This is a genomic window from Mycolicibacterium xanthum, from assembly GCF_019710635.1.
GTDB lineage: Bacteria > Actinomycetota > Actinomycetes > Mycobacteriales > Mycobacteriaceae > Mycobacterium > Mycobacterium xanthum.
This window is the reverse complement of the sequence record NZ_JAIFZS010000008.1, coordinates 40307-57087: the sequence shown is the minus strand read 5'-3', so window position 1 is coordinate 57087 and position 16781 is coordinate 40307. Positions and strand designations below refer to the sequence as shown.

General features: G+C 68.3%; 14 protein-coding genes and 2 tRNA genes. 2 read left to right on the top strand and 14 right to left on the bottom strand.

All coding sequences use genetic code 11. The features are described 5' to 3' along the window. Window positions 1-6: 6 nt before the first annotated feature. Window positions 7-83 (bottom strand) — tRNA-Pro (locus JDV09_RS04630). Window positions 84-240: 157 nt separating this feature from the next. On the opposite strand from JDV09_RS04630, the gene JDV09_RS04625 reads away from it, so the two are divergent. Then, window positions 241-314, top strand: a tRNA-Gly gene (locus tag JDV09_RS04625). A 243-nt stretch (window positions 315-557) separates the two neighbouring features. Here JDV09_RS04625 and JDV09_RS04620 read toward each other — a convergent pair. The 10 genes from JDV09_RS04620 to JDV09_RS04575 form a co-directional block, all read right to left on the bottom strand. Then, entirely contained in the window at window positions 558-2210 is a 1653-nt protein-coding gene (locus tag JDV09_RS04620; protein WP_221367942.1) for a helix-turn-helix transcriptional regulator, read from the bottom strand. A gap of 42 nt (window positions 2211-2252) precedes the next feature. Further along, window positions 2253-3347 carry a flavin-containing monooxygenase gene (locus JDV09_RS04615; protein ID WP_221367941.1) on the bottom strand — a complete coding sequence of 365 codons (1095 nt, stop codon included), beginning with the start codon at window positions 3345-3347 and terminating at the stop codon, window positions 2253-2255. Window positions 3348-3899: 552 nt separating this feature from the next. Continuing rightward, on the bottom strand, window positions 3900-5147 hold the full coding sequence (locus JDV09_RS04610) for a sensor histidine kinase (protein WP_308124005.1): 1248 nt from the start codon (window positions 5145-5147) through the stop codon (window positions 3900-3902). Beyond that, window positions 5144-5824: a response regulator transcription factor gene (locus tag JDV09_RS04605; RefSeq protein WP_308124004.1), complete on the bottom strand. Its 681-nt coding sequence runs from the start codon at window positions 5822-5824 to the stop codon at window positions 5144-5146. Before JDV09_RS04605 ends, JDV09_RS04610 begins: the two co-directional genes overlap by 4 nt. A gap of 83 nt (window positions 5825-5907) precedes the next feature. Further along, window positions 5908-6159: a ferredoxin gene (locus tag JDV09_RS04600; RefSeq protein WP_221367939.1), complete on the bottom strand. Its 252-nt coding sequence runs from the start codon at window positions 6157-6159 to the stop codon at window positions 5908-5910. Continuing rightward, a complete protein-coding gene (locus JDV09_RS04595) occupies window positions 6156-7436 on the bottom strand; it encodes an NADH-ubiquinone oxidoreductase-F iron-sulfur binding region domain-containing protein (protein WP_221367938.1) in 1281 nt (426 codons plus the stop codon). The genes JDV09_RS04600 and JDV09_RS04595 overlap by 4 nt, the downstream gene beginning before the upstream one ends. Further along, entirely contained in the window at window positions 7433-7996 is a 564-nt protein-coding gene (locus JDV09_RS04590; RefSeq protein ID WP_221367937.1) for a ferric reductase-like transmembrane domain-containing protein, read from the bottom strand. The genes JDV09_RS04595 and JDV09_RS04590 overlap by 4 nt, the downstream gene beginning before the upstream one ends. After that, window positions 7993-8865: an FAD:protein FMN transferase gene (locus JDV09_RS04585; RefSeq protein ID WP_255604840.1), complete on the bottom strand. Its 873-nt coding sequence runs from the start codon at window positions 8863-8865 to the stop codon at window positions 7993-7995. The genes JDV09_RS04590 and JDV09_RS04585 overlap by 4 nt, the downstream gene beginning before the upstream one ends. A 77-nt stretch (window positions 8866-8942) precedes the next feature. Beyond that, window positions 8943-9458: a hypothetical protein gene (locus JDV09_RS04580; RefSeq protein ID WP_221367935.1), complete on the bottom strand. Its 516-nt coding sequence runs from the start codon at window positions 9456-9458 to the stop codon at window positions 8943-8945. Window positions 9459-9627: 169 nt separating this feature from the next. Next, complete coding sequence (locus JDV09_RS04575) at window positions 9628-9804, bottom strand: hypothetical protein (RefSeq protein ID WP_221367934.1); 177 nt, start codon at window positions 9802-9804, stop codon at window positions 9628-9630. A gap of 655 nt (window positions 9805-10459) precedes the next feature. Here JDV09_RS04575 and JDV09_RS04570 point away from each other — a divergent pair. Beyond that, window positions 10460-11851, top strand: a complete 1392-nt coding sequence (locus tag JDV09_RS04570; RefSeq protein ID WP_221367933.1) for a hypothetical protein — start codon at window positions 10460-10462, stop codon at window positions 11849-11851. A gap of 1682 nt (window positions 11852-13533) precedes the next feature. Here the strand turns inward: JDV09_RS04570 and JDV09_RS04565 are convergent. The 3 genes from JDV09_RS04565 to JDV09_RS04560 all read right to left on the bottom strand — a co-directional run bounded on the left by JDV09_RS04565 (window position 13534) and on the right by JDV09_RS04560 (window position 16692). Next, window positions 13534-14877, bottom strand: coding sequence for a hypothetical protein (locus JDV09_RS04565; RefSeq protein WP_255604839.1), 1344 nt, complete (start codon window positions 14875-14877; stop codon window positions 13534-13536). A gap of 3 nt (window positions 14878-14880) precedes the next feature. Continuing rightward, window positions 14881-15012, bottom strand: a complete 132-nt coding sequence (locus JDV09_RS26530) for a hypothetical protein (RefSeq protein WP_255604837.1) — start codon at window positions 15010-15012, stop codon at window positions 14881-14883. 135 nt (window positions 15013-15147) lie between these two features. Next, the gene (locus JDV09_RS04560; protein ID WP_443678023.1) at window positions 15148-16692 is read right to left on the bottom strand and encodes an arylsulfatase; all 1545 of its coding nucleotides are present in this window, start codon (window positions 16690-16692) and stop codon (window positions 15148-15150) included. Window positions 16693-16781: the final 89 nt, after the last annotated feature.

Sequence of the window (16781 nt, the reverse complement as noted above, 5' to 3'; positions counted from 1 at the left end):
TGGTGCTGGTCGGGGTGACAGGATTTGAACCTGCGGCCTTCCGCTCCCAAAGCGGATGCGCTACCAAGCTGCGCTACACCCCGGTCGTGGACGCGCACGCGGGCATGCAGCGCCAGACCACCGGCGATACTACGTGCTGACCTCGGCGGAACCACAATGCACCGTCCCGGGTGGACCGATTGGATTTGAGGTGGTCGGGGCCGGTACAGTCTGCCGGTACTGTCAGCTCGAGCAGTACATGCGGGCGTAGCTCAATGGTAGAGCCCTAGTCTTCCAAACTAGCTACGCGGGTTCGATTCCCGTCGCCCGCTCCACTGCACACTCCGGGTATTGGCGGATTCGTAGGCCGAGCAACCTTTCGACAGGCCGTGACTCTGTGCCATGTCGGTACCGCCACGCGGCCCACACCCTCGTCCCCGCGGGGCGCGGACGGCATCTGCCAGGGCCGAGAGGCAGCGCACACCGGGCGAGCCGACCACTCCGTTGTCGCGGAACGGGCGCTACGTGGACCCGGTTCGGCGGCATCCCCAAGGCCACCCGAGCCACACCCACCACGGTCAGACGATGTGGTGGTCGAACGCGAACGCGGCCGCGGCCGTGCGCGACGGAACGTCGAGTTTGCTGAAGATGTTGGAGAGATGCCGGGCCACCGTCTTCTCACTGAGCGACAGTGTCATGGCGACCTCGGCATTCGTCTGCCCTCGGGCGACCAGGGCGAGCACCTCGACCTCACGTTCGCTGAGCCCGCCGGGAACGTCCGCGCCGCGCGTCACCAGCTCCTGCACCTCGCGTGCGTCGGGCACCGTGCCCAACTCGGCGAATATGTGCTGGGCGGACGAGAGTTCGGCGCTCGCCGAGTCCTGGTCACCCACTGCCCGCAGCGCCATCCCCAATGCGACGCCGCAACGGGCCGCCTCATAGGGGACGTCGAGAGCGGCCCACCGGTGTTTCGCCGATCGCAACTCCGGCAGGGCCGTGGCCAGATCGCCACACGCCGCGGCAACGGTTCCCGTGGCGTAGCCCGCAGCGGCCGTCAGAGCGGCACTGCCGAAACGCGAGGCGATCTGTCCCAGTTCGACGCTCAAGCGTGCGGCTTCGTCCCGCTCCCCCGCGGCGAGCAGGATCCGGATGGCGGCGGGTAGCAGTTGCGACCTGCCGACGTCGTCGCGGCGTTCGGTCAGCAGGCGCCGAATGGCGTTGACGGCGGCGGTGGTTCGCTCCTGGGCCAGCCACAGCAGGGCCAGCCCGGGTTGTGGTTCATGGCCGCTCTCCCGCGCCTGTCGATACGCCTCGTCGGCCACCTCGAACTCCCCCAGCATGCGCAGCACGTCTCCGCGCTCACCGAGCGCCAGCCCGACAGGCGCTGTCATAGAGCTTCGCCGATAGCGTTCGACGGCACGCGCGAACTCGCCCAGCGCCTCCCGGTAGCGGCCCCGAATCCGCATGATCTGCCCGCGGTGCACCGCACACTGGCCGGTGAACATCAACAGCCCGGGCTGCTCGTCACACCATTCGCTGAGCGCCATCGTCCATTGGGCCGCCCGACCGAAATCCGAGATCTCCTGGCACGCCTCGATCATCAGGCAGTAGACCTGACCGGCGAACAACGGCGAGATCGCACCGGCGGAGACACCGGCCATGGCTTCGTCGAGCAGCGCTACGCCCTCGCGGACGTCTCCGAGGTACATCGTGAGCCGACCCTGTGCCGACATCCCGACCGCAAGCAGGTTCGCGTCGTCGAACCGTTGCCCGTAGTCGGTGACCCGCCCGGCGCATTCGGCGGCAGCGGCGAAGTCACCGGTGCCGACGTGCCGCATCATCGTCAGGAGTTCGAGGTAGCCACGCTCGACGACGTCGCCGGGGACGCCGTCGAGAATTCTCCGCATTCGGGCCAGCCATCCGCCGGCGATCGCCGTTTCACCCCTGGTCTGCAACACGTTGGCCAGCCAGAACGCACAACGGGCCGCCGCGATCTCGGCTCCGTCGTCGACGCGGATCTGGTATGCGCGCTGCAATGTTTGGATGCAGTCATTACTCCGGCCGGTCAGGCAGGCGACCGCGGCCAGCTGCGCACAATCGTCATCGCCGAGGTCCGCGGGGTCGAGGTCGGCAAGGCGTCGGCGCGCCGCAGCCCAGTCCCGGCGTTCGAATGCCGCCCGAGCGCTGAGCAGATGCGAAACGACGTCCGGAACACCTGGTTCGCTGCTCAATACGACTCACCCGACACCCACCCTACGCCCGAGCGGACCAGCTCACGCCACTTGCCGAATGCCGCTGCGCTCGGCGACGCGCCGGGCCACGTACTCGGCGTCGCGGCCCACCCCGAAAAACAGCATCGACCCGAACGAGAACTGGAAGCTGAGCCCACAGAAGTACAGACCGGGCTGGTTGCGTACCACACCACGGTATTCCTCCGGCCAGCCGTCTTGGTCGAGCACCGGAAGATCAATCCAATCGAACTTCTGACGAAAACCCGTGCACCAGATGACGTTACGGACATCGAGGACGCTGCCGTCGGCGGCCACCGGTAGGCCGTTGCGGACGCCGGCGATGCGCGTGGTGAGCCTGCGCACCCCGCGGTCGGCCAGATCGCTGCGCTTCACCCGGATCATCGGCCCCCCGTGGGCGCGCACGGCGGCCATCTCCTTGCGCCCCATCGGCGTGCGCCGGGTCAGGACATGACGCCACACGAACCTGAGCACGGGCAGGACCAGATGCAGCGCGGGCGAATCCCACCGCACCGGGATCTGGCCGCAGTCCCGTCCGACGAGCATCGTGGTCCGATCTGCGGCGAGCTCGTACGCGATGTCGGTACCGGAATGTGAGGCGCCGACGACGAGCACCGGGCCGTCGTCGAGCTGATGTGGACCTCGGTACTGGCTCGAATGCAGCTGACGGATGCCGGGTGCGAGTTGGTCGGCGAACTCGGGCACATTCGGGCTGCGCCCGAACGTTCCGGTAGCCACGACGACGTTGTCGCAGGTGAGGGTGTCGGCACCCAGGCTTGCGACGAAGCGTCCCGCCGCGTCGGTGGACAACCGATCCACCGCCGTGTTCGTGCGCACCGGCAGATCGAATGTTCGCGCGTATTCCTCCAGGTAGTCGGCAACGTCGTCCTTGCCCGGGAAGTACCAGGGATCCGCGGGGAACGGCAGGCCCGGCAGCCCGCTGTACTTCGCCGGGGTGTAGAGCCTCAACGAGTCGTAGTGGCCTCGCCAGTTGTCGCCGATGCGGGCGTTGCGGTCCACGATCAGCATCGGCCGGTCCATCCGCCGCAGATGGTAGGCGGTCGACAGCCCGGCCTGGCCGGCGCCGATGATCAGGGTCTCGATGTGTTGGGTAGTCATTTTCGGCCTCCACCTCCACGTTAAGAAGGGGCCCTGCCGGGGGCATCGGAAGATCTACCCAATTCGCGGACGCGTGGTGGGCAAGACCACCCACTCGATGGGCTCAGATCGTCTGCCCGCAGATCTCCGCGCAACAGCCGCGCGCACTCCAAGCCCCACGCCACGCCGCCGCCCACGACGACGCCCACGACGACGCCCACGACGACGCCCGGGATATGGACCGAGCCGTAACGCAAGTCGCCCTCGGGACCATCTCTGCGCCGGAGTCGGTCGGCTGTCCGCCAAGCGATCGCGAAGTCTTCCAACCATCTACGTTCCACCATTGCCGGATGCTGTGCCGTCACGCGATCGCCGGGTTCCCCGGCTGTTCGGTGTCCTCACGCCAGCAGCGGATCGGCCAACGCACCAGCCGTGCGTGGCGATGCAGCTTTAGATCGGGCAGATCGATTCTCGGCCGACGACCATCGGCGGCCGCTCCCAGCCGCGCACGGTCAAGGTAGGCGCTATCGCTGTGCCGGCGATGTCGACGTCCCACACATGTGAAGACCCGGATCAGGCCGCGGGCAGCGTCAGCGTGAAAGTCGCACCGCGCCCGGGTCGTGACGCCACCAAGATGTCCCCGCCGTGGGCCTGGGCGATCTCCCGAACCAGGGCGAGCCCGATACCGTGTGGCTCGCGCGGCCTACGGCCGCTGTTCGGGCCGCCGTGCGCGAACCGGTTGAACAGTGTCGCCATGGCCGCCTTGTCGATACCCACCCCGTCATCGGCAACGCTCACTTGGACCACGGCCCCGTCGCGGCGGACCCTCACGTCGACGGTTCCGCCGTCATCCTCGTGGGCGAGTGCGTTGTCGATCAGTGACGTGAGTGCGCGACGCAGCGCGGTGTGCGACCCCATGACCTCCAACGGCGCGCCGTCATCGGATTCGGTCGACTCGAAACAGATTGTGATGCCCAGGGATTCGGCGTAGGGCGCCATGCTGTCCCGCACCGCTTCCGCGACCGCGGCGATATCGACCCGTTCCTGTGGCGTACCTCCGGCCGTCATGGTGGCCGAGGCGAGGAGGTCCTCGACGACCCCGCCGAGCGCTCGGGTGTCGGCCACCACCGCATCGGCATCGTGTTGCAGTTCGCGGCGATCGCCGCTACCCACCCGTTGCGCCAGCATCTGCGCTCTGGTGTGCAAGACCGTCAACGGCGCCCGCAGCTCGTGTGACGCATCGGCGACGAACCGGCGCTGCAACGCAAGCGCCTGCATCAGGGGACGTACGGATCGGCGGGTGTAGAGCCCGACCACGGCGATCGACGCCAGAATCCCGGCCAGCTCGGCAGCCGCGAGCGACAGCAGCAGCCGATTGCGAGCGGCCCGGTACGGCGCCATGTCCAGCATCGCCACCACGCGGAGTTCGGGCCGGTCCACCACCAGCGCCCGGAAGGTGGCATCACCGGACCCGGCATCGGCGAAACCCGTTGGACCCGAGAGCAACCCGACTCCCGGTGCGCCGCCAGCGCTGGTCGACACCCTGCCGTCGTCGTCCCGCAGGACCAGCTCCATGCCGGGCGGCGGGTCGTAAACGTCGTCGGCCGTCGCGGCGACCTGCTCCAGCTGGGTGCTGATCTGGCGGTTCTGCACCCGCACGTCCACGGCGAACACCATCGCGCCCACGACCAGGAGCACCGCCGCCAGGGCCAGTGACGCCTGGAATGCAGCAATACGCCCTGCGCGCCGCACGACGGTCAGGTCGCTGGCCGGCGCGGGCGGCGCGGCGCGCCCGGCGACGATCCGGGGCCAGATTCTCACTCGAGGCCGAATCGGTAGCCGGTCCGGTGCACGGTGCGTACCACTTGCTTGCCGAGCTTGCGCCGCAGGTAGTGGACATAGGAGTCGACTGCGCCGGGAGTCTCTGCGCCGTCGAACACCGAATCGAGCAGCTGACCGCGACTGAACACCCGCCTGGGCGCACCCATCAAGGTGGCCAGCAGCGCCGCCTCACGTTCGGACAGCTCCACCTCGGCGCCGGCCGGGGTGTGGCCGGATACCCGTCTGCTCACCCGGTCCAGCCGCAACCCCCCGGCGCTCACGACGCTGTCCGCGCCGGTCGTGCGCCGCAGCAATGCCCGCACCCGGGCCATCAGCTCCGGTACCTCGAACGGCTTGACCAGGTAGTCGTGCGCACCCGCGTCGAGGCCTGCCACCCGGTCGTCCAGGGACCCGCGCGCGGTCAGCACCAGCGCCGGTGTGGTGACTCCACGCGCGCGCAGCAGCGCGACGAGATCGATGCCGTCCATCACCGGCAGCCCACGGTCGACGATCAATGCGTCGTAGGCCCCGGTGAGCCCGCGGTGCAGCCCCTGCTGACCGTCGTAGGCCGTGTCGACACGGTAGCCCTGCCCGGTGAACAGTTCGGCGAGCATCGAGCTGAGCGCGCGGTCGTCCTCCACCACCAGCAGTGCGGCCTCGGCGATCGGCGTGGACACACTGTGAGGGTGCCACGCCGATCCGCCGTCAGCCATGACCAAAGGTCCTCAACGCTGAGATCGGTGGTCGGGCTGTATGGGTGTCAACGCGCCCGCTTGGCTTTCGGTGGCGAGGCCGCCAATGACAGCGCTTGTCGCGGGCACCGGTTGACGGCGGCCCGCGCGTAGGTCCGCGCCTCGCGCGGTATCAGCGGTTCGCGTGCGCCGTCGCGGACGACCGGGTAACCCCAATCATCGCGGCCGAGCAGCTTCGGGAGGAGTTCGGCGCACAGCCCGCGGCCGTCGCAGCGTGTCCAGTCGATGTGCAGTCGGGCGTTCTTGGCGACGGTCGTCATATCGGTACCCAATTCGTTCGTCGGTCACGTGGGCGGTCGTGGGGATCGGACCCCGTTTCCAGTGTGGCGTCGCAACGCCGCAGGCGATGGTGTTCGATATCGGCGGCGAACGCGTCGAGTGCGCTGCGGACCAAACGTGCGGTTCCGTCAGGGTGCCGGCACGAGCCGCGGCCGTCGACCAGGCCGACCGTACGGCGCAGCTCCGCAATGAGGCTGTCGTCGGCCCGGCCGTAGGCGAGGTCATGGCACAGCCGGGCCAGCCGGGGCAGGCCGTTGCGGCACGGACCGCACTGGCGGGCGCCCTGGGACTCCAGATAGCCGACGATGTTCGCGGTGTGCGCCAGTCCGCATTCTGTGCGCCCCAGCACGTGGACGATGCCGGCTCCGGGGCTCGCCCCGAGCGGCGCCAGGGATGTCCGCGACAGGTGCGCCCCGTCCAATGCCCGCGCCGGGAGCCAGCCGCCGTGATAGCCGCCGAGCAGCACCGCGCGCACGGTGTGCGGGTCGGTGCCGCCGCCCCGGGAGATCACGCTGGTCAGGGGCTCGCCGGTGGGTACTTCGACGACCCGGCGGCTGGTCACCGCGCCGGACAGCGTGACCAGCATGGTGCCGGGTTCGGCCGGATCGCCCACGGAGCGGAACCAGCCCGGGCCGAACCGGGCGATCAACCCGATGTGGGCCAGGGTTTCGACGTTGTTGACCAGGGTGGGCCGTCCGCGCACCCCGGCCACGGCCGTGATGACCCGGCGATCGCGCGGCAGCGCGGGTCCGCCCTCGATCCGCCGGACAACGGCCGACTCCTCCCCCGCGACGAATGTGTCCGGTGCGTCGACGATCGTCACCGCGTGCCGGTCGAGTCTCGCCGTCCGTCGTTCGGCGAGCGCGTGCCGCACCGCCGCAACGGCGTGGGAGGGCAGATACAGGTAGACCTTGTCGGCGCCGAGGGCATGCGCGACCGCACCCAGTCCGTCGAGCACCAGATGCGGCGCCCGGGTGAGCAGCACGGCGTCCTTACTGCTCAGCGGTTCGCCCTCGGCGCCGTTGGCCACCACCACCGGCTTGTGGCCGGTGACCGCGGCGATCTTGCGGGCGGTGGGAAAACCGCCGCCGCCGCGCCCGGTCAGACCGGCCTTCTCGACGAGCCCAATCAGGTCCCGCCTGCCGAACCGGGGCATGGCGCCACCGAAGCGCCTTTGGTGTTCGGCAAGCCCGGGCCCCTGCGCGGCCAACAGGCGGGGCAGCGCCTGCGGTTCCGGAGTGCGTTGCGCTGTTGTCATCGCGATTGCGCCGATCTTCTCTCGACTGCGTACTCGACGTAGTCGGCCCGCAACCGCCACCCGACTGATGCGGCGACGATCAATGCACAACTCCCGGCGAACAACAGAAACCATCGATAGCCGGTGTCCGATCCGCTCCCGAGCGCGTGCGCCAGAGCGGCCGGCCACAACGCGTACGTCGACCAGTGCACTACGCGGAAGCCCCGCCTACCAATTCGGTTGCGCAGCAGGCTGGTAACGATGATCACCGCGAGGAGATCGACGGCGAGCGTGCCGAGGCCGAGCCACAGCGGCCGGTAGGCACCAAGGAACGGCACAACGAAATCGACGATCCGGAGCTGCGCGTACGGATCTAAGAACAGCAGCGTCATGTGCAGCACCACGAGGAGCGTCGCACCCAGCGCGGCGAAGCGGTGGACATCGGCAACGGCGAACCGCGGCAGGGTCAGCAGGGGGCGTCCCGAGCGGGTGGCGATGCCCAATGCCACGGCGACCGTCATGAAGGCCAGCGCCGTGATACCGGTGCCGCGGCCCAGGGCCCACAAGGCTTCGTCGGTCATCTCCGGCCCCCCGGTTCGGGGGCCGGCCATCCGCCGACGGTGTGGACGGTGCGGTCTCGATCCACCAGCCGGGCGGCGATACCCAGCGAGTCGATCCAATCCAGCGCGCGCCAGCCCCGCACGACGGCGGCGGTGCTGATCGTGTTGGCGGTAAGACATGTCTGCGCGGCCACGCTGACCGTGCGCCACACGGGATCGGCCGGTCGGCGCGTCCGCGGGTCGAGGATGTGGTGCACCAGGGTCGGCCCGTGCCCCCATCGGCGGCGAACGGTACTCGATGTGGCCAGCGCGGCCCCGGGGGGCAGTGCCACCGAACTGGCGGGGTCGTCGTCGTGGTCGTGGACCACAACCGGCCAGCCACCCTCGGGTGCCGGTCCGGCGGTGGCGATGTCACCGCCGAGGCTGACCAGCACCCCGCTGCCGGTGGCCCGGTGCACGCGCCGGGCGCACCGGTCGGCGGCGACGGCCTTCGCCGTCGCGCCGAGGTCGAGCACAACTCCCGGTGGCACGGTGACGGTTCGGCCGTGCAGCCCCACCATCGACCACGTCGCCGGCATCGTCATCGACGCGGCCAATGGATCGGCCCGGTCCAGTTCGCCGAAGTCCCGGTCGTAGCCGAGCGCGACTATCGCGGCGCCGATGGTCGGGTCGACGTCGCCATCGGTCAGCCGAGCCGCCGCCAGCGCCGCATCCAGGATCTCCGCCAGCACTTCACTCACCAGGGTCGGCCGGCCGGCCGACGTTGCGAGCGCGTTGATTTCGGAGTCCGGCCGGAACCGCGACGCGGCGCGCTCGACGGCGTCGAGTCCGGCATCGACTTCGAAGCGTGCGGCAGCGAGGCGGTCCGGATCGGTGACGGCGACCGTCATGCTGGTAGTCCACCGCTGCCACTCGGTGGTCGCGGGGGCCGGCGTGTCGAGGTTTGCGGGGTCTGCGGTGGAAACGTTCATGAGCCGCGGGACCTGACGACGGGAGGTGAGTAGCTCGGAGCCAGCCGCGTGGTCGTGGACTGCCGCCGGTGGGTCGTCGACGTGGGTTTTTTCACCGTGGGCGGCGCCGCCTCAATGATGACCGGTGCCTGGTCAACGGTTGTCTGAGGGGTGTACTCCGGCGCCTGGGTGTACTCCGGCGTCTGGGTGTACTCCGGCGCCTGCTCGACAGTCGTCTGCGGGACGTACTCCGGTGGCGCCGGGGGCGCCGTCGTCAACCAAGTCTCGGGCGGATCGACTGCATCGTCTTCGGGTACCGGCCCGATGTTCGGGGCCGGATTCAGTCCTGCGTCTTCGGCCCCTTCTTCGGTCGCAAGGCGAACGCCATCTGGCGGTGTGCTGGCCGACACCGGTTTGAGGGTGTCGACATAGCAGACGACGGATGCGCCGGCGATACCCATGATCCCGAGGCCGGTCAGCGCCCACGATGCCGCGGCGGCCCGACGGAATCCCGAACGAGGTGAGGAGTCCACGTTCGCGATGCTGACAGGCGTTTCTTACAGCACTCGAAGAACTTCTCATCGAACACAGTTAAGCCAACACCCGCACCACCTGCGACCAGACGTTCGACGGCTCGAATGGTCCCGTACGCCGGGCATCAGCCCTGGTATCGGCTCCAAGCGGGCTGGAGCGGATACGCAGTCAACCGATCCCCATCCACGTCGGCATGCTCACCCAGCTGCTGGCGCGGCTGCTGGCGCGGTTCGTCGGAATCACGGTCTTCTTCAACAGGCTGGAAAGCACAGACGATGAGGTCGGCGCGATTTCCGCGGTTTCGCGCTCATGATCTTGTTCATCGTTGCGGAACGGCTCGGACACTTCGTCGGGGAAACGATGGGCAATCGCGTCTTCGACCTGCCGATGTACCGCTTCTGCAGCATGATCACCGGGGATCTCCCAGGCGCCGGTCAGCCGCTGGCCCGGCCCCCTGCGAGCGACCAGGCCAGAATCTGGAGATGACCTTCAACCCGTGCCCTGCCGCAACTGATCAGGGGCACTCACAGCTGACCCGCAATGTGCGTCGAGAGCCGAAGCCCAGTGGGCCGCTCCCATGGCCGACAAGCCGCCGAGCCCGGCAAGGGCGACCCGACAAACGCCCCTGACTCTTCGCGCCATGTCCTGCCAGGCCGCTGCTTCAGGCGGCTCTGGACTACCGCCGCACACGGCCACCGGGGGTAGAGCGGCACCACCGCGAAGATCGCATCGGTCGGACCGGCGCCCGGCGCCGACGATCAAGGTCGGTTCCGAGGTGCGAAATCGCCCCCCTGAGCCGGGAAGGCCTTGGGCCGGGCGCCCCGGCTGGTGGCGGCCTCCATCGCGTCGTCTCCGCGCGCAGGTGTGCGGGTCGCGTGTCGTCTCCGCGCTTCCCCGCCCAGCCGGAGTGACTGTGCCAGACGCGCTCTGACCGTCGCGTCTTGTCGACGGCTGCACCGGCCGACTCAACAACGTCAAGGGCGGCACGTCGCCCATTAGCATGGCGCCCGTGGACAACACGCTGGCCTATATCGACCAGGGGTCCTTCCTGGGGCTGCGGGCGCTCGGCCGGGGACCGTTGATGCAGTTCACCTGGATCTATGACCGCCCCGTGGACATCGACGGGCTACGGCGGTTCCAGCGCAATCTCGGGCGGGGTCTGCTGGGCAGGCGGATCGAAACCTCACCCCTTCCGTTCGGCAGGCATCGCTGGGTCACCTCGCCCGGTCCCGCCGATGTGGCCATTGCGGCCGCCGAGCGGAGTCGGGAGCAGGTGTGGGACTGGGCCGACGAGCGGGTGTGCGTGCCTATCGACCCGCAGTGGGGTCCCGCCTGGCATATCGGGGTGCAGCCGCTGATCGAGGGTGGTGCCGCCGTGACGATGGTTGCCTCGCATTCGGTTGCCGATGCACTGGGGATGAGCCTGGCCATTCGTGACGCGGTATTGGACGAAACATGGGATCTCGGCTATCCGCCGGCCGGTTCGCGCAGCCGGCGGCGGGCGCTATCCGAGGACGCACGCGCGACGATGCGTGCCCTGCCGGATGCCGCTCGGGCGGCGACTGCCAGTATTCGCATCGCCCGCGCCGAAAGTGGCGACGTGGCCATGTCGATAAGGACGACCGGCGCGAAGCCGACCACCGCCGACGATCATCCGGTGGTGGCTCCGACGATCGCGGCGTACTTCGACATCGACGAGTGGGATCGGCGTGCGGACGCTCTCGGCGGGACCAGTAATTCGCTGTTCGCCGGACTGGCCGCCCGGCTGTCACAGCTCGTCGGGCGGACCGACAAAGGCGGTCGGGTGAACCTCTCCTGGCCGGTGAGCGAACGCACCGAAGGTGATACCCGCGCCAACGCCTTGACCGCGGTGATGGTGAACGTCGATCCGGACATGGCGCCAAGCAATCTGTCCGCTATCCGTGCGGAGATGAAGAGCGCTTTGTCGGCCCTGGACGAAACCTCGAAGAAGCTGATGGCGCCCTTGCCGTTGGTGCCGTTCACGCCGCGGCGGTTGGTCCGCCGACTGGAGATGATGGTCGGCAGCGTGGGCCATCCGACCGGGTGCTCGAACCTCGGTGATCTCCACCCGGCGGTGAACCGGCCGGACGGCACCGACGCCGATCACATATCCTTCCGGCTGCTGGAGCCGCAGATCACCACCGGGATCCTCGACCGGATGGGCGGATACGTCTACCTGGCCTCCGGCCGGGTGCACGACCAGATTTTCGTCACCGTCGGCGCCTGGATCGTCGGATCGCCGAACACCAAGCAGAGCCTGCGCGCAGTGTTCGAGCGAGCAATCGATGACATGAAGTTGTCCGGCATCGTCGAGCGTGCCGCGAGCCAAAGTGCGTCTTCCGACGGGCCTGGCGCACCCCGTCCACGGTGATGTCGACCTTCGTTCCGAGTGGCGCGTGCCGCACGAGCAGCGCCCGGGCCGCCGTCTGAAGCAGACCGCTCCGCCGGGCTTCAATCCCGCGTCGTCAAACGATGCGGCGACCCGGATTTGCTGGTGGACCGTACTATGGACGGACGTCAAACATGGGAGTCGACGATGGGCCTTCGATATTCCGCCGTGCGGGCGGCCGCCACCACATCGTTGTGCGTCGGCATGCTGTTGGCTGGGGGCGGTCAAGCGCTGGCGGCTCCGAGCGAAGACGACGCCATCGCACCCGCCGTCGATCGACAACGCGACGAAGAAGCGAAGCCTGCTTCTGACCTGCAGACCTTCCTTGACAGCGTGACACAAGCGTTCAACGACAACGTGGGACGGCGAGTGGACGAGGCCACTGCCGCTGCAGTGCAGAACACGGCGGGCCAGGTGGCCACCAGTATCGCCAACCCGATCGCCAACAGTGCTGCGGGGACGTTGCCCGCCGCTGCGTCGGGCGCAGGATCCAGTTTGATCTTTCTGTTGGCGCAGAACACTGGGAGCCCGTTGTCGTCCAGCACACTGCCAGCACTTGGTGTGGCGCCGGCCTGGGGCGCGTCCGCCGTGCCCGCTCTGAGCGCACCGCAGTTACCACCCATCGGCCTACCCCAACTCCCTCCGCCACCACCCATCGGCCTACCCCAACTCCCTCCGCCACCACCCATCGGCCTACCCCAACTCCCTCCGCCACCACCCATCGGCCTACCCCAACTCCCTCCGCCACCACCCATCGGCCTACCCCAACTCCCTCCGCCACCACCCATCGGCCTACCCCAACTCCCTCCGCCACCACCCATCGGCCTACCCCAACTCCCTCCGCCACCACCCATCGGCCTACCCCAACTCCCTCCGCCACCACCCATCGGCCTACCCCAACTCCCTCCGCCACCACCCATCGGCCTACCCCAACTCCCTCCGCCACCACCCATCGGCCTACCCCAACTCCCTCCGCCACCACCCATCGGCCTACCCCAACTCCCTCCGCCACCACCCATCGGCCTACCCCAACTCCCTCCGCCACCACCCATCGGCCTACCCCAACTCCCTCCGCCACCACCCATCGGCCTACCCCAACTCCCTCCGCCACCACCCATCGGCCTACCCCAACTCCCTCCGCCACCACCCATCGGCCTACCCCAACTCCCTCCGCCACCACCCATCGGCCTACCCCAACTCCCTCCGCCACCACCCATCGGCCTACCCCAACTCCCTCCGCCACCACCCATCGGCCTACCCCAACTCCCTCCGCCACCACCCATCGGCCTACCCCAACTCCCTCCGCCACCACCCATCGGCCTACCCCAACTCCCTCCGCCACCACCCATCGGCCTACCCCAACTCCCTCCGCCACCACCCATCGGCCTACCCCAACTCCCTCCGCCACCACCCATCGGCCTACCCCAACTCCCTCCGCCACCACCCATCGGCCTACCCCAACTCCCTCCGCCACCACCCATCGGCCTACCCCAACTGCCCCCGCCACCACCGATTGGTTTGCCAGGGATCGGCCTTCCCCGGTTCGGGTTCTGATCTCCCCCATCAGGTACCGGCCTGGCCCCGTCGGCTGCGTGCAGTCTCCCCTCTCGGCTGGTGCGATTGGCCGTTGGAGCAGCTGCGCCCCAGGGGTCTGACAGCGTCGGTCACATGCTGCGCTGCCATGACCGGTGCACGACCCTGCCGATGGTTGCGGGATCGGGCGTAGGCGCGGCCAGCGATGCGGCGAGCATCGCGCGATCCGCGAGCGCAAGCACCCCGCGAAGGTGGAAAGCCACGTCGCCCTCGCCGTCGCGATCGGGGTGCTTGAAATATTGGGTCTGGGCCGCCCCCGGGCGCAGACGTGCGGGCATGTTGCCGCTGACCGCGATGTCGCGGATGCCCGGCCCGAACAACGCGCCGAGCCCGCCGCCGAACCAGTCACCCCGAATGCTGCCGCGGCGCACCGGAAACCACAGGTTGGTCCAGCGGGTCACGGCGAACGGGGACTGCGCGCCCAGCACCGTCGGTGTTCCCCCGGTGCCCGAGCGGTAGCTCGCGGGGCCGTACCCGGCGACGTCGACGGGCAGCGCCTCGGACCGGGGTGGGCAACGGACCACCACACCCCGTCGGGTCAGCCTGTCGAACAACTCACGCCGCCGGCCGTCGGCGCGGCTGAGGCCGCTGAGCATGGGCGGCCGCGCCAGCAACAGGTCAGCGAACACCATCGGTGTCCCGAGGGTGACGAAATCGGTTACCAGCCAGGGGTTGCCCACCGTACGGAGGTCCTGCCACAGGGCCAACTGCATGGCCTGGAACTCCTCGACCGCGCCGTCGGTTGCCGGGCCGGCCGCCAGACCGTCGGCGGCCTCTTCGAGACGGCCCAACGAGGGCAGGCCGGTGGAGGCGGTCTCATCCGATCCGGCGTGGAGTTCGTGCGTCTCCGCCCACAGTGTCGTCAGCGCGTCGTAGGCGATACAGCCACCGATGCCGTGTCCCATCACGACGATGCGTGCATAACGGCCCTGGTGCAGCGAGTACAGCAGATCGACAAGGCCCCCGCGGATCGCGTGCCGGACCGCGTGGGAGTCCGGCGCGGGGTCGAAGTAGCGGGCGACGTTGACAAAGCCGGTCGTCAGAAAGCTGCGGGTCAGCACCCGCGGTGCGGTGCGGAGTACCGCGAGTCCGATGCTCAGCACCACCACGCTGGTGACCAGCCCGACGATCCACCCGGCCACGCCGGAATGCAGGAAATAGCCCCCGAACATCAACAATCCGACCAGCAGTGCCAGCGGGACGAGGAGCACCGTCCAGGCCAGGCGCCAGATGCCGAACAACTGGTCGGGCACGTGGCGCGGCAGCCGCAGAAACACCCTCGCCAACGCCGGCACGAACCCCGCATACCGGGTGCTCGTCATCAGATACGACCAGTCGTACTCGAACAGGTCGGCTCCCGCCGACGGCGAGACGTAGCGCCGCGCCTCATACGAGTCGGTGAGCTCCAGCGGCAACGGCTAGTGCTCCCAGCGCCCGTCGCGCGGGGTCAGCACCGTCTTGGCGAAGGCGTCAAAGGTGTCCATGGGCCTGCGTTCGAGCAGACCGTGCACGAAGACCACGGCGGTGCGTACTTCGGTGTCGGTGCTCATCGTCCTCCCGAGCGGAATCGGCGTTCGCGTATGAGTCTGCGGCAGGACCCTCACCCGCACCGGATCGAGCGGGTGAGGGTCCTGTCGCAGGAGGACGACGAGCCCGGCGGGACGTGCCGTCAGGCGTACCGGGGCTCAGCTGGCGCCGTGCGTGGCGGCGTCGTTCAACTTGTCCATCACCTGCGCGATGTTGAAGCTGGCCGACTTCTGACGTTGTGGGAACTCGACCAGTGACTTCAGCATCTCCCCGACGTAGGCCTGCGCCGGAACGAACAGGTAGACGTGGTCGAGCACCCAGTCGTAGTAGGTATTCGACGTCTGATCGGCCCTCTCATAGGGGTCGGTCCGCAGGTTGAACAGTTTGGGAACCCGCAGCTCGACGAACGGCTCGGCCCAGATCTGCAGGGTCCCGCTGCAACGCTGTTCGAGGAAGACGATCTTCCAGTTGTCGTACCGAAGCGCGGTGAGGTCTCCGTCGTCATTGCAGTAGAAGAAGTGCTTGCGCGGGCTGTCATCGACTTCGCCGGTGAGGTAGGGCAGCTGGTTGTGACCGTCGAGGTGCACCTTGTACAGGGTGCCGCCCAACTCGGTTCCCTGACGGAGCCTGTCGGCGATGTCGGGATCCCCCACCGCGGCCAGCAGCGTGACGAACCAATCGTTGTGGCTGACGATTCCGGTCAACACCGTTCCGGCCGGAATGTGCCCCGGCCAGCGCACCACGGCCGGAACCCGGTAGGCGCCCTCCCAGTTGGAGTTCTTCTCGTTGCGGAACGGCGTCATGCCCGCGTCGGGCCAGCTGTTCATGTGCGGTCCGTTGTCGGTGGAGTACATGACGATGGTGTTGTCCGCGATGCCGAGCTCGTCGAGCAGGTCCAGCATGCTGCCGACCGTGTCGTCGTGGTCGAGCATGGTGTCGTGATAGGGCGACTGCCACTGCCCCGACCGGCCCAGGCTCTCCGGCTTGGTGTGCGTGCGGAAATGCATGTGTGTCGTGTTGAACCAGACGAAGAACGGCGTGTCTGCATCGACTTGGCGCTTGATGAAATCGACTGCCGCATCACGGAACTCGTCGTCGCAGGTCTCCATTCGCTTCTTGGTGAGCGGTCCGGTGTCCTCGATACGCTGCATCCCGTCACCGTTGGCCCAGGTGTGCAGCACGCCGCGCGGTCCGAACTTCTTGTGGAATTCCGGGTCTTTCGGGTAGTCCGGCTGCTCGGGCTCCTCCTCGGCGTTGAGGTGATAGAGATTGCCGAAGAACTCGTCGAACCCGTGCATGGTGGGCAGGTGCTCGTCACGATCGCCCAGGTGGTTCTTGCCGAACTGCCCGGTCGCGTAGCCCTGCGCCTTGAGCGCCGTCGCGATGGTGGGATCCTCGGCCTTCAGACCGAGTTCGGCGCCCGGCATGCCGACCTTGGTCAGGCCGGTGCGGTACGGGTTCTGGCCGGTGATGAACGCGGCCCGGCCAGCGGTGCAGCTCTGTTCGCCGTAGTAGTCGGTGAACAGTGCCCCTTCGCCGGCGATGCGGTCGATATTGGGGGTCCGGTATCCCATCACCCCGTTGCTGTAGCAGCTCAGATTGCTCTGCCCGATGTCGTCGCCCCAGATGATCAGGATGTTCGGCTTGTCGCTCACGTGGACTCCTCCTCGACATTCAGTCGGTGCCAGAACTTGACGCCGCATGTGACTGTAGGTGTGTGCAGTGCCCGAGAATGCTGTGACCCAAAAAGTAGTCGAATACCTAGGGACAGCGCCCGGATCGGGTCCATGCT